We start from the raw sequence: 12603 nt of genomic DNA, 5'->3' as shown, positions 1-12603 counted from the left end.
CCGAGGCATAAAGCACGAAGGGCTGGATGGAAAGGTCAGCAATGCGCGGTGGCGCGGTCGTTTCGTCAACCCACCGCGTCCGGCTTTGGACCTTCGCCGTCGAGACGTTTCGACCGCTCGCCTAAGGAATCGGAAATCTCCTGCCAGATGCGCCTCAGGCGACGGACATGCAGGTCATCCGCGATCCAGCCCATCATGTGTTCGACTCGTGTCTTCACGTCTGCTGGCGTCAGGCCGAGCTTTTCGCGGAACCAGCGGCTGTAATCGTCCGGATTGTCCAGCGACTTGACGGTGGTCTGGTCGACCATCAGAAGTTTGACGCCGCCAATGCTGCATACATCCCGCAGGTTCTGAGTCGGAGCGATCAGAACGCCGGCAAGGAGCAAGTCGAACTCATCGGGACTGTCGCTTTCGGCGGAACCGGGTTTGCGGAAGTCGATCGCACGCTCCAGATCGAAGATTGTCCGTATCTGCAATTCGCGTAGAACCAGAAACTTTTCCAGTCCAACCAGGTGGCAGAGCTGGGCTTGTGCAATCCAGTCGACGGCCTGATAGATGCCGTAGGGCGTCTCGATATGCAGCATCAGGGGATTATATGTGGCAAGGCCCTGCACATCGTAGATACCAGACTCCTGCAGACGAAAACGGGTGGCGTAGTCGATGCCGTCGAGGGCGTCGAGCGGCGTGACCCGGGTCACCTTGTTGAACCGGTCGTCGTCCATCTTCACCCAGGAAATGATCGACTGCAGGCGCAAGATCACGAATTTCGAGGCGCTGTCGGGAAGGTAGCCGAGGACGGGCGCAAGAATGAGCCAAATGCGAGATACGTCGGGCAGTTGCATCGCTGCCGGCTGAGTGGCCTGACCGGCGCTCGTCGTATCTGTCACGATCCGTATGCCGAGCGTCGGATCCGGGATGGCCCGGTACGCTGCGACGATAAATACGACAGATACCACTGTCTCAACGGCGTAGCGCAGGAAAGTGAAGGGAGAGAGATCAAATGCCGCCAGCCCGCGCATGAAGCCGCGAATGGCCGCCAGATAAGCCCCGGCAAATGCAAGTCCTGCGATGAGATAAAGATCGGCCGCCAAGGGCGAGGTCAGCTTGCACTTCAGCGCGCAGGTCGTGGAAAGTTTGGCCGACAATCCCTGTAGCAAAGCGTCCATGCCGTAATACGTGACAATCATCATGCCGGTGGCGGAGACCAGCAGACGAAGATCAGCCCATTCGAACAGCCGAGCGTCCGCAATGTAATCATCAATCTCTTCGACGTGGGTCTTCTTGCCTTTCGTGGGGTCGTGCTGCGTCCGGCGAGGTATGCCTTGCACATATTTCGACCGAACGAACTCAACGGAAGGATTGAGATAGCTGCCGTCGTCTGGATTTTCCTGCGGCTTGGCGGTGGCAGGATACGACGTCAGAAAGTCTCTGATGATAAGCAAGCGCTTTAGCCGCATCTCGTTGCGCGCGTAGATAAACAAGACGGGCGTCAATACCGCGAGCGCCATAGCATAGGAATTCGGTACCCAAGTCTGCGAAGTACATGCGCAGAGCAAAGCCCTTAGGCAATTCACGAAATAACTTAGGTCCATCGTCGCCCCTCCTTTTTTAGTAGGAAAGCAGGGGAGAGGGGCGATGACTACAAATCACACACACCTTCAGATTGCATAATGCAACCTATACGTGACTCATATCTTTTTTGCAATAACCAGATGGCCCGGCGACGGGTTTCCGTCCTGCATGCGCACGTTGATGTCCGTGATCTCCACCAGTTCAAAGCCGGTGGCGGTCAGTCGCTCGCGCACATAGGTCTCTGCATGGACAAACCGCTGGTGAGGCCCAACGATGAAGGGACGGCCGGCCATGACGGCTTCGCTGGCCGTCTCGGATGAGAAGATGAAGATGCCGCCGGCGAGCATGTTTTCGGCGGCTCCGAAGAACAGGGGCTCGAGCGCGCCGAGATAGGGCAGGACGTCGGTCGCGGTCACGAGGTCGAAGGGTTCGTCGTCATTGTCTTCGAGGAAATCCTCGATCTCGGCCACATAAAGGGTCTCATAGAGATCTTTCTCGTGGGCGATCTCGACCATCTTCTCCGAGATGTCGATCCCGGTCATGTCGGCGACCATGTCGCGAAGTGCGCCGCCGGTCAGGCCTGTGCCGCAACCGAGATCGAGCAGGCGCTGGAAGGGGCCGAGTTCGAGGGTCTGGAGGCGCTGGCGCACCATCATCGGTACCGTGTAGCCGAGCTGCTCCACGAGAATGTCCTCGAAGGCTTCCGCATGCTGGTCGAAGAGGGTTTCCACATAGGCATCTGGTGCCTTGGGCGGGGCTTCGCCGCGGCCAAGCGCTGCGATGCGCACGGAGGCACCGCCGTGGTCGTCGGGATCGATCGCCAGCACTTCCTCATAGGCTTTGACGGCCGCGTCGATCTCGCCGGCCTTTTCCAGGGCGAGCGCTCGGTTATAGGCTTCCGCCAATGCTTCTTCGTCGATCTTGGCCATGAGGCGCTCCTGTCTCGGGGCCTTTCGCGGCCGGTTGGGGGTCGTCTAACCGGTCCGGGCTTGCTTGGCAATCGAAACGGAACAGGCTCGCGGATTGTGACGTTCTCAGGAACAGGGAGCCATGCCATGTCACCACTGCAATCCGAGACCGAGACCCTTGCGCAAATCACGCCGCAACAGCCGCCGCGTCGCGCTCCGGCCTTGCCCTCTACCTCGGCCGAAAAGGCCAATATGATCATCCACTATTATCGGGGCGAGATGGCCCGGATGACGAGCTGGCGGGATAGGATCGACCGGACGACCAACTGGTCGATGACGGTGGTGGCCGGTCTGCTCTCGGTATCGCTGTCGACGCCGACGTCCCATCACGGTGTGGTGCTGTTCGCTATGCTGCTGATCTCGGTCTTCCTGTTGATCGAGGCGCGGCGCTATCGCTTTTTCGATGTCTATCGCGCCAGGGTCAGGCAGCTGGAACGGCATTATTTTGCCCAAGCGCTCTGCCCACGGGCGGAGCTGAATGCCGACTGGGCCGATGCCATTGCCGCCAGTCTGAGGGCACCGTTGTTTCTCATCAGCTACCGGGAAGCGCTCTTTCGGCGCATCCGGCGGAACTATATCTGGATGTATCTGATCCTGCTGCTCGCCTGGGGTCTGAAGATCTCAAGCCCGAAACTGCAGGCGGGAGAACGACCGGTCGAGTTTGTCGGCAATCTCCAGCAAGTCGTGGTCAATGCACATCTGGGTCCGCTCCACGGCGCCGTGGTGCTTGGGTTCGTTCTCGCTTTCTATGTCGCCATCGTCGCCGCAGTCTTTTACCCCGAACCGGAGGACGGAGAATTTGCTCATGGCGAGGTGCATGTCTGAGCTCAGTCAGTGAAGGATGAACTCACCTTTCAGCGCGCGCCATTCGCTGGCTGCGATCATCTTCTTGTGCACATAGGTCACCGAATGAAGCGGTCCTTCGATCTTCTCCTGCCAGAAGCGCAGGAAGCCGCGCATCTCGGGAAAGTCTGGTGCCAGGTCGTAGTGCTGCCAGATGTAGGTTTGCAGCAGGGAGGGGTGGTCCGGCAGGCGATACAGGATCTGGGCGGTGGTCAGGCCATAACCCTTCAGCATCAGTTCCGTTTCGGTGTTCATGTGCGTTCTTTCCCCGTATTCTTGTAGAAGACGGATCGACGCGGACGGTGTCAGCGCTTCCGCGACCGACCGGGGCCGCGACCAACGCGGGCCCTGACATGATGGAAACATGACAGGGTAAACGAAGCTCTAAAGATGCCAGGTGTGAGGCAAAAACAAGTGGTTTCACAGTCACTTGGCAGCCTCCAAATGGAAGTGCTGCCAAGTGAGCTGAGACTAGCGCTTCAGATGCCGGGTCAGACGCGCTTCCAGCGCAGCCCAGGTGTTGCGCAGGAGTTCGACGATGGCGAGGTAGAAGATCGCGGCCCAGAGATAGGTCTGGTAGTCGAAGGTGCGCGAGAAGGCGTAGCGTGTCTGTCCCATCAGGTCGAGCACGGTCACGACCGCGACTACGGCCGAGCCCTTGATCATCAGGATGATCTCGTTGCCATAAGGACGAAGCGCGACGATCAGGGCCTGGGGCAGAATGATCTTCCAGAACGTTACGGATGGCGGCAGGCCGAGCGATTTTGCACCTTCCGTTTGGCCGCGCGGTACGCTTTGGATCGCGCCGCGCAGGATCTCGGCCTGATAAGCGGCGGTGTTCATGGTCATGGCGAGGATGGCGCAGTACCAGGCCTCTCGGAAGAACCACCACAAACCCACGGCCTCGATCTCCGCCCGGAAGGAGCCGAGACCGTAATAGATCAGATAGATCTGGGCGAGCATCGGCGTGCCGCGGAAGACGTAGACATAGGCATAGGCGATGGTGTTGAGCACGATGTTTTTCGACATTCGTGCATAGGCGATCGGTACCGAGAGCACCGCGCCGAGGGTGATCGAACTTGCCACCAGTGCCAGAGTGGTGGCCAGGCCCTGAAGATAGCGGGGTCCGTATTTGACGAATTTGTCGGTGTCCCAGCCGGTTACCATCATGTAGGCGAGCGCGATGGCAAGCAGCAGCCAGAGGCCAAGCACACCATAGCCGAGGGCGCGAGCCGGTGTCATGGCCGGCGTCACCAGAGGCGGTGCGGGGCGGGCGGGGATCAAGTCCAGGGCGTGGCTCATCGGCTTGTCTCCGCGCGGTTCGCCCAGTTCGAGATGGCGTTCAGCCCGAAGGAGGAGAGGGTGGCAAGCAGCAGATAAAGCGCACAGGCTATGGCATAAAACAGAAAGGCTTCCTTGGTCACTTTGGCCGCGACGCCCGTCTGGCGCAGGATATCGGTGAGACCGATGACAGATACGAGGGCCGTATCCTTCAAGAGGTTCATCCAGAGGTTTCCGAGACCGGGAAGGGCGATGCGGATCAATTGCGGGACGATGACCAGCCGCATGGTCCGGCGGCGCGACAGCCCGACCGCGCTGCCGGCTTCATACTGGCCCTTGGGGATGGCACGGAAGGCGGAAAGAAGCACTTCGGAACAGTAGGAGGAGAAGACGACGGAGAGTGCCAGCATGCCGGCGAAGAAGGCGTTGATCTCAACCCGCTCCTCGCTGCCCAGCCACGAAAGCACGGCCTGGACCATCATCTGGAAGCCGAAATAGACGATGAAGAGGGTCAGCAGTTCGGGAAGGCCGCGGAAGATCGTCGTGTAAATGCCGGCGGCTGTGCGCAGGCTCCGCTCTTCCGACTGCATGGCAAGCGCGATCAGGAAGCCGAGGAAGAGACCGACCGGCAGCGTGATCAGGGCAAGAACGATGGTGACTTTGACGCCAAGCGCAATTTCATCGGCCCAACCGACATTACCGCAGGACAACAAACCATCGCCACCGAAGAGCGCGAAGACGCCAACCGGCCCGCAAAACGGATCCAGCCAATAGGACAGAGTGGCCCAAAGCGAGCCCAGTGCGGAAGACAGTCCGCCCATGCCATTCCCCCTTGGCGGTTTTTTCCGCCTTCTTTCTTCATATCCGTAACGCAAGATGGCGGAAGCGTTGAACTTCCGCCATCGCAATTCTCAGAGGATCGGCAAATTAGTCCCCGTAGACGTCGAAGTCGAAATACTTCTTGTTGATCTCGGCATATTTGCCGCTGGCGCGGATCGCCTCGATCGCGGCTGTGAACTTGTCGGCGAGCGCGGTTTCGCCCTTGCGGACCGCGATGCCGGCACCTTCGCCGTTGATCTCCTTATCGATCGGCAGCGGGGTCAGGATCTTGCAGCAGGCGCCAGCGTCAGACTTCAGCCATTCCGAAAGAACGACGATATCGTCCACGACGGCGTCAACACGACCGCCTTCGAGGTCAAGCTTGTACTCGTCAGCCGTCGGATAGAGCTTCAGCTCCGAATCGGGCATGTGCTTTTCGGCATAGTTGGCATGCGTCGTCGAAGACTGTGCGCCGATGGTCTTGCCCTTGAGGCCTTCGACATCGGTGATCGGCGAATCCTTCGGCACGGCGACGGCCGGCGGGGTGTTGTAATATTTCTTGGAGAAGTCGACCTTCTCGAGGCGCTCCGGGGTGATCGACATCGAAGCGATGATCGCGTCGAACTTCTTGGCCTGCAGGGCCGGGATGATGCCGTCCCAATCCTGGGTAACGAATTCGCAGGTGACCTTCATCTCATCGCAAAGCGCCTTGGCGATATCGATGTCGAAGCCGACCAGCGAGCCGTCTGCTTCGAGATTGTTGAAGGGCGGGTAGGCGCCTTCCGTTCCAATGATAAGCTTTTCCTGCGCCATGGCAGAACCAGCGAAGAGCGACAGCGCTGCAATTGAGGCTGCTGCCAGAAAACGTGTCGGAATACGCATGAGATCCCTCTCTGTTGGCGGATGCCGTTTGTCTTTTTAACGCGGCTATCCTGGATCGTGTGGTCTGATGGGCCACACTTGGGCCCAATATTCGTCTGCTTTCGATGCCGAAATCAACAACAAAGAGTGTCGCATCCCATATTTAGGTGCGATGCGAGGAGCGGGATGGAACCTTGAGGAGTGTCAGTCGTCTCTTGCTCGATGGAGCAAAAAAGGTTCCAACTCGTTCAGACAAGGTTAATTTTGCAGAACCTAGCTTGCACGCAGTTTGGTTCGCGGAATCGACGTCGATTTTAACGGCGCCACTAGAAGCAATCGCCAAGATTGCATTTGGCGTGAAGGAAGGAAACGCAGGGATGTTCAAGAATAGATTGCTGAACACGGTCGCGATACCCGTGCTGTCCATGGCAGTACTGGCGGAGCCGGTGGCCGCGTCGGCCACACGTTTCGGGGAGACGCAAACGCAATCACGTCAGGCTGAGGAAGGGTTGATCCAGCTCGCACAGGCCGTTGTCTGCAGCGACGGCTCCGAGGCCGACGACCAGGAAACCTGCAACGCCCGCGACGCCGAAGCACAGGCGCAGGAGGAGCAGCGGCAGGCCGAAGCCCAGGCACAGGCTGAGGCGGAAGCCCAGGCTCAGGCCGAAGCACAGGCGCAGGCTGAAGCAGAAGCCCAGGCTCAGGCCGAAGCCCAGGCGCAGGCTGAAGCAGAAGCACAGGCTCAAGCCGAAGCTCAGGCACAGGCCGAGGCAGAGGCCCAGGCGCAGGCTGAAGCTGAGGCTCAGCAAAAGCAGGCGGAAGCCGAAGCCGAGGCCCAGCGCCAGGCAGAAGAAGAGGCGCAGCGTCAGCAGGCTGAAGCGGAAGCCCAGGCTCAAGCCGAAGCGGACGCGAAGGCTCAAGCAGAGGCTCAGGCTCAGGCAGATGCCGACGCCCAGGCGCAGGCTGAAGCCGACGCCAAGGCCAAGGCGGATGCCGATGCTGAAGCCCAGCAGCAGGCTGAACAGCCCGCCGAGGAGGCCCCGGCAGACAGCGTAACCTGCGCTGACGGATCGACGGCGACCAGCGAAGCCGAATGCCCGGTTCCGCCGGCTGAGCAGACCGAAGAACAGTCGCCTGACCAGCAGGCCGAGGAGCCCACGCAGGAACAGGCTGCTCCGGAAGAACAGTCCACGGAACAGCCAGCCGAAGATCAGGCTCAGACGCCTGCCGATGGCAACACGGACACCCAGACCGACGCCGAGGCTCCTGCCGACGGTGCCGAACAGCCTGAGCAAGCAACAGAACAGCCTGAGCAGGCAACAGAACAGCCGGAACAGGCGACCGATCAGCCCGAGCAGACGCCGACGGAAGAAGTCGTCGTGCCTGCCGTATTGCCGCCGGAGAATCAGCCGGTCGAGCAGATCACCGACAATCGCAGCGAAGAAGAGAAGCAGACGATTGCTGAAGATCCGTCGCAGAGCACCGACACCGTGGTCCTGCCTGTGGACAATGGAGCCGCCGTTCTCGACAGCGACAAGGACGCCGACAATACGGGTGGCGATGCCGCCCGCGAACAGCGTAGCCAGTTGCGCGCCCAGGAAGACGTAGCGCCGCCGCCGCAGACGGATGCGGATGCTCAGGCCGACGTGACCCAGGTCGAGCCGGAAACCGTGAAGGCGACCATCGCGGAGGAAGGCACACGCCTCGACGAGGCCCCGACCTTCGACGTTCCGACGACGGTGAACAATGTCACCAACGTGACCAATATCACCAACAACACGACGAATAACACGGTCAACAACACCACCAACAATACGGTGATCCAGAACAATGTTGTGAACCAGGTGACCCAGATCCAGGTCATTGAGCAGGTTGACAACCGAACGGTCATCAATGTCGGCAACCAGATCATCGTGCGTGGCGACGATCGTGAACGCCTGCGCTACGACTCGCAGGAAAGCTATTACGAGCAGCTGCCGCGTGGCCGCACGCGCGAAACGATCATCCGTGAGGATGGCTCGCGAATCGTGACCGTCTACAACCGCTACGGCGACATCGTGATCCGTTCGCGTATCTCGCCGCGTGGACGTGAATATGTGCTGATGTATTCGCCGGAGGCCGACAATGAGCGTCCGCAGGTCTTCGTCGACGTGGGTCTGTCGCTGCCGCCGATGCGCCTGACGGTCCCGGTTCAGGACTACATCATCAGCACTTCGCGTGCGCCGGATCGTGACTACTACGACTTCCTCGGTCAGCCGCCGGTGGAGCGTGTCGAGCGTGTCTACTCGATCGACGAGGTCAAGTCGTCCGCCCGTCTGCGTGACAAGGTCCGTCGTATCGACCTCGATACGATTACCTTCCCGTCCGGCTCGGCGGAAGTGCCGCTTGCCCAGGCGAAGACCTTGCGCAAGGTCGCCGATGCCATGAACAAGCTTCTGGAGAAGGATCCGGGCGAAGTGTTCCTGATCGAAGGTCACACCGATGCCGTGGGTTCCGACCAGGCAAACCTTGTTCTGTCGGACAAGCGCGCATCGACGGTTGCCCAGCTGCTCAGCGAAGTCTACGGCATTCCGCCGGAAAACATGTCGGTGCAGGGGTATGGCGAGCGTTACCTGAAGATCCGCACGGAAGCCGCCGAGCAGCAGAACCGCCGTGTTGCGATCCGCCGCGTCACCTCGCTGGTCCGCCCGAACGGCGTTTCCGCCAAGAACTGACGCTAGCCGTCTGAAACAACAGATAAAGGGGCCGCCGGTGTGATCCGGCGGCCCCTTTTTCGTTGTCAGCGGGTCTTAAGAGCGCGGCGGCAAGCCGGTGACCGTGATGATGAAGTCCGCGATTGCCGTGGTGTCATCGAGATCGAAGACCGGGAGATCCGCTTTCGGCACAGGGTGATCGGCGGCGATGGCCTTGATCCACGGGTCTGAGGGGCTGAGCGGTTCTCGCTTTGCCGCCTCCAGCCGCCTTGCCTCGATCTTCGGGACTGGCTCGCGCTTATAGCCTTCGATCAACACGAGATCGCAGGGTGCGATCCGGCTTAGGATTTCCTCGAAGCTCGGTTCCGGCGCCCCTCGCAGTTCATGCATGATGGCAAAGCGCGTGCCTGAGACGATCGCAACCTCATGAGCACCGGCCTGGCGGTGGCGAAAGCTGTCGGCGCCGACCTTGTCGATGTCGAAGTCGTGATGGGCGTGCTTGATCGTCGAGATGCGGTAGCCGCGCCGAGTGAATTCCTCCACCAGCCGCACCGCAAGCCCTGTTTTGCCTGAGTTTTTCCAGCCGGCAATGCCAAAAATCTTGGGCTTGTCCGTCATGCACCACCTCCTTCGATCACTTCTCGGGCGAATGCGAGATCCGCCGGGGTGTTGATGTTGAAGAAAGGATCGATCTCGCCTCGGCCGTCCGTCCTGGGGCGCATGGCGAAATCGACCATGCGGAAACGGTGCCGGCGGATGAAATCGCGGACGCGCCGGTTGTCCGGCGTTTCGAGCCAGGTTTGCAGGTCTGCAGCCAGCGTTGTCGGCCAAAGCGCGATCACCGGGTGTTCGCGGCCATTCGAGCTCGCAAGCACGATCTCGTCGGCAGAAAGCCTTTCTGTCAGGAGTTGGGCGAGGTCGCGTGGCAGGAACGGCGCGTCACCCGGTACGGTCAACAGGTGTTGCGCCTCGCCTTCGAAAGCCTGCACGCCGGCGAGGATCCCGGCCAGGGGGCCGGGGCGGTCCGCGATTGTGTCGGGGATGTTTAGGTAAGCTTCCGCGAGCGGATGGTCGGCAGGCAGGTTTACGGCAAGTGCCGAAACCTGTGGCCGCAATCGCTCGGCGATCACCTTGAGCACGGGCTCGCCGCCAAGCAGGGCCTGCGTCTTGTCCTCACCCAGGCGCCTCGAAAGACCGCCGCCGAGGATCAGTCCGGGAATGCGATTTACTGTCATCAGCGCGAGGCTCCGACGGACGGGTGACGCTGTAGCCACAAGACACCGATGGCGATCAGTGCCAGCACGCAGCAGGCGAGCATGACGAGAAGAAGCGGCATGGCGCCGGTCTCCGTCGAGAGAATCGCGGAGGCGAGCCAGGAGACGAAGGCACCGCCGCCCATGGTGATCGCGCCACCAAGACCGGAGGCGGAGCCTGCGAGTTCCGGGCGCACGCTGACGATGCCGGCATTGGCGCTGGGAAGCGAGAGCCCGTTGCCGAAGCCGACGATGATCTGCGGCGCAAAGAAGGCGAGGGAGGTGGTCACGCCTTGCCAGAACAGGACGACCGGAAGTGCTGCGCCTAAGACGGCAACACCGCCGCCGATCAGCATCATCGCTTCGATGCCGGCGCGGCGGGCATAACGGCCGGAGAAGAAGTTGCCGACAATGTAACCGGACGCGATGAACATGAACTGGAGGCCGAGCACGCTCGGGCTCATGCCCATCAAGGTGCCGCCGACGAAGGGTGCGCCGCCGAGAAAGGCAAAGAACGCGCCGGAGGTGAAGGTGGCGGCGAGGGTAAAGGCCCAGAAGCGGCCTGAGGTCAGGAGGCCGGGCCAGGCGCGAAACTGGGCGGTAAAGCTACTGCTCTTTTGCCGGTTGGTTTCGCCCAAGTCGTTGCGCACGAGAATGAGGACCAGCAGGCCGGCAATGGCGATCGCCGCGAAATTCGCCCGCCAGCCCAAGGCATCGCTCAGCAGGCCACCGACGGTCGGTCCGACCATCGGAACCAGCGTCATGCCCATCGTCACATAGCCGATCATCGAGGCAGCCTCCTCGACAGGCACCATGTCGCGAATGATGGCGCGGGACAAGACAAGGCCTGCGACCACGGCAGTCTGTGCCATGCGGGCGATCGTGAGTACCTCGATCGAGGTGGCGACCATACAGATGAGGGAGGCTATAAGCAGGATGACAAGGGCGCCCAGCATGACCGGGCGGCGACCGAAGCGGTCCGACAAGGGGCCGATGATCAACTGCACCAGAGCCGTCATCGCGATGTAGCCGGAGACGAGCAGTTGCACACGATCGTAGTCGACTGCCAGATCCTTTGCCATGGCCGGCAGGGAGGGCAGGAAGATGTTCATCGTCAGTGCCGACAGTCCCGCAATCGAGACGAGGCTGACGATATGCGGCGGGCTGGTCCGGTCAAGAAAGCGGGTCGGCGGCACGGGCGCTCCGTCTGGCGATGATCGAGCGGGATCAGCCGGGCGAGCCCGGCTCGGAGGCGCTGGCCAGCGCTGCCTTCCTCTGTTTTTCCCGATAGAAGGTATAGAGGCCGGAGCCGATGACAATGGCCGCCCCGATGCCCATCGAGAGGTCAGGCGTCTCACCGAAGAAGATCATGCCGAGCGCTACGGCCCAAAGCAGGCTGGTATAGCGGAACGGCGCAATGAAGGAGATTTCGCCGAGGCGCATGGCCATGATGATGGCCTGATAGCCGACGAAGAGGAAGGCGGAAGCGAGCGCAATTCGCGCGAAGGTGTTGAGCGACACCGGCTGCCAGCCGCCGAAGGCCGGGACAAGCAGGAGACCGGCAAGCGAGATCGAAGAGGCGGTGAAGAGGGTGACCGTGAGCGAGGAGACCCGGGGATCGATCTTGCGGGTCACGAGATCGCGTCCGGCCGCGGTGATGACGCTCAGCACCACATACAGCGAGGCGAGCGTGAAGCCCTCAGGACCGGGCTTGATGATGACCATGACACCGAGGAAGCCGAGACCGATCGCCGTCCAGCGCCGCCAGCCCACCGGTTCGCGGTAGATCAGAGCGGCGCCCAAGGTGACCGCGAGCGGCAGCGACTGCAGTATGGCCGAGGCATTGGCGAGCGGCACCTGCCCGAGCGCAGACAGGAATGCCACTGCAGCCAGTGTTTCGAAAGCGATGCGACAGAGGATCAGTGGCTGCAGGATGTTGCGGATATGATCGAGCGCACCCAGACGTCTGGCAACCGCATAGACGAGAACCGTCGTGATGGCACCGCGGATGAACATGATCTGGGCCACCGTCAGGTCGCCGGTGACGGATTTGGTCAGCGCATCGTTGAAGGTGAAACCTGCCATGGAGGCCGCCATCAACAGCGCGCCTCGGGTATTCTCGGATAAGGCCATTTACAGGGATTCCCATGCTTGCGGAGCGGTTGTAGACCATGGGACCCCGCGGAGAAACCGTATTTCTCCACAATCTTGGCCGGACGGACCCGGGAATGCCAAAAAGCGGGTTCTCAATTAACCGTTGTTCAATGTTCCACCGGCGAAGCTGACCATGGCTCCGCATGAGGTGGTGCCGCC

The 12603-nt window shown here is 60.9% G+C and carries 12 protein-coding genes; 2 read left to right on the top strand and 10 right to left on the bottom strand.

Annotated features, from left to right (window positions below):
• Positions 1 to 65: 65 nt before the first annotated feature.
• Both ASE36_RS09930 and ASE36_RS09925 read right to left on the bottom strand, forming a co-directional pair.
• Entirely contained in the window at positions 66 to 1442 is a 1377-nt protein-coding gene (locus ASE36_RS09930; protein ID WP_156378622.1) for a hypothetical protein, read from the bottom strand.
• Positions 1443 to 1688: 246 nt separating this feature from the next.
• A complete protein-coding gene (locus ASE36_RS09925; RefSeq protein ID WP_062278770.1) occupies positions 1689 to 2501 on the bottom strand; it encodes a methyltransferase domain-containing protein in 813 nt (270 codons plus the stop codon).
• A 126-nt stretch (positions 2502 to 2627) separates the two neighbouring features.
• Here ASE36_RS09925 and ASE36_RS09920 point away from each other — a divergent pair, with 126 nt between their 5' ends.
• Entirely contained in the window at positions 2628 to 3365 is a 738-nt protein-coding gene (locus tag ASE36_RS09920; RefSeq protein WP_062278768.1) for a DUF2270 domain-containing protein, read from the top strand.
• A gap of 6 nt (positions 3366 to 3371) precedes the next feature.
• Here the strand turns inward: ASE36_RS09920 and ASE36_RS09915 are convergent, their stop codons facing one another.
• The 4 genes from ASE36_RS09915 to ASE36_RS09900 all read right to left on the bottom strand — a co-directional run bounded on the left by ASE36_RS09915 (position 3372) and on the right by ASE36_RS09900 (position 6365).
• Complete coding sequence (locus tag ASE36_RS09915) at positions 3372 to 3638, bottom strand: usg protein (protein ID WP_062278765.1); 267 nt, start codon at positions 3636 to 3638, stop codon at positions 3372 to 3374.
• A gap of 216 nt (positions 3639 to 3854) precedes the next feature.
• Positions 3855 to 4685 (bottom strand): ABC transporter permease, encoded by an 831-nt coding sequence (locus ASE36_RS09910; RefSeq protein WP_062278763.1) that lies wholly within the window; start codon positions 4683 to 4685, stop codon positions 3855 to 3857.
• On the bottom strand, positions 4682 to 5485 hold the full coding sequence (locus ASE36_RS09905; protein ID WP_062278761.1) for an ABC transporter permease: 804 nt from the start codon (positions 5483 to 5485) through the stop codon (positions 4682 to 4684). The genes ASE36_RS09910 and ASE36_RS09905 overlap by 4 nt, the downstream gene beginning before the upstream one ends.
• Positions 5486 to 5591: 106 nt before the next feature.
• A complete protein-coding gene (locus tag ASE36_RS09900; RefSeq protein ID WP_062278759.1) occupies positions 5592 to 6365 on the bottom strand; it encodes an ABC transporter substrate-binding protein in 774 nt (257 codons plus the stop codon).
• Positions 6366 to 6721: 356 nt separating this feature from the next.
• Between ASE36_RS09900 and ASE36_RS09895 the strand changes: the two genes are divergently transcribed.
• Positions 6722 to 9058 carry an OmpA family protein gene (locus ASE36_RS09895; RefSeq protein ID WP_062278756.1) on the top strand — a complete coding sequence of 779 codons (2337 nt, stop codon included), beginning with the start codon at positions 6722 to 6724 and terminating at the stop codon, positions 9056 to 9058.
• A 75-nt stretch (positions 9059 to 9133) separates the two neighbouring features.
• Here ASE36_RS09895 and mobB read toward each other — a convergent pair whose 3' ends face one another.
• Genes mobB through ASE36_RS09875 form a run of 4 tightly spaced genes read right to left on the bottom strand, consistent with a single transcriptional unit; the run spans position 9134 to position 12423 of the window.
• The gene (mobB, locus tag ASE36_RS09890) at positions 9134 to 9655 is read right to left on the bottom strand and encodes a molybdopterin-guanine dinucleotide biosynthesis protein B (protein ID WP_062278754.1); all 522 of its coding nucleotides are present in this window, start codon (positions 9653 to 9655) and stop codon (positions 9134 to 9136) included.
• Positions 9652 to 10272: a molybdenum cofactor guanylyltransferase MobA gene (gene mobA / locus ASE36_RS09885; RefSeq protein ID WP_062278752.1), complete on the bottom strand. Its 621-nt coding sequence runs from the start codon at positions 10270 to 10272 to the stop codon at positions 9652 to 9654. Before mobA ends, mobB begins: the two co-directional genes overlap by 4 nt.
• Positions 10272 to 11486: a multidrug effflux MFS transporter gene (locus ASE36_RS09880; RefSeq protein WP_062278750.1), complete on the bottom strand. Its 1215-nt coding sequence runs from the start codon at positions 11484 to 11486 to the stop codon at positions 10272 to 10274. The genes mobA and ASE36_RS09880 overlap by 1 nt, the downstream gene beginning before the upstream one ends.
• 31 nt (positions 11487 to 11517) lie before the next feature.
• Positions 11518 to 12423 carry a DMT family transporter gene (locus ASE36_RS09875; protein ID WP_062278748.1) on the bottom strand — a complete coding sequence of 302 codons (906 nt, stop codon included), beginning with the start codon at positions 12421 to 12423 and terminating at the stop codon, positions 11518 to 11520.
• Positions 12424 to 12603: the final 180 nt, after the last annotated feature.

The organism is Rhizobium sp. Root274 (assembly GCF_001429245.1).
In the GTDB taxonomy this organism is placed as follows: domain Bacteria; phylum Pseudomonadota; class Alphaproteobacteria; order Rhizobiales; family Rhizobiaceae; genus Allorhizobium.
This window is presented reverse-complemented; position numbering and strand designations above follow the sequence as displayed.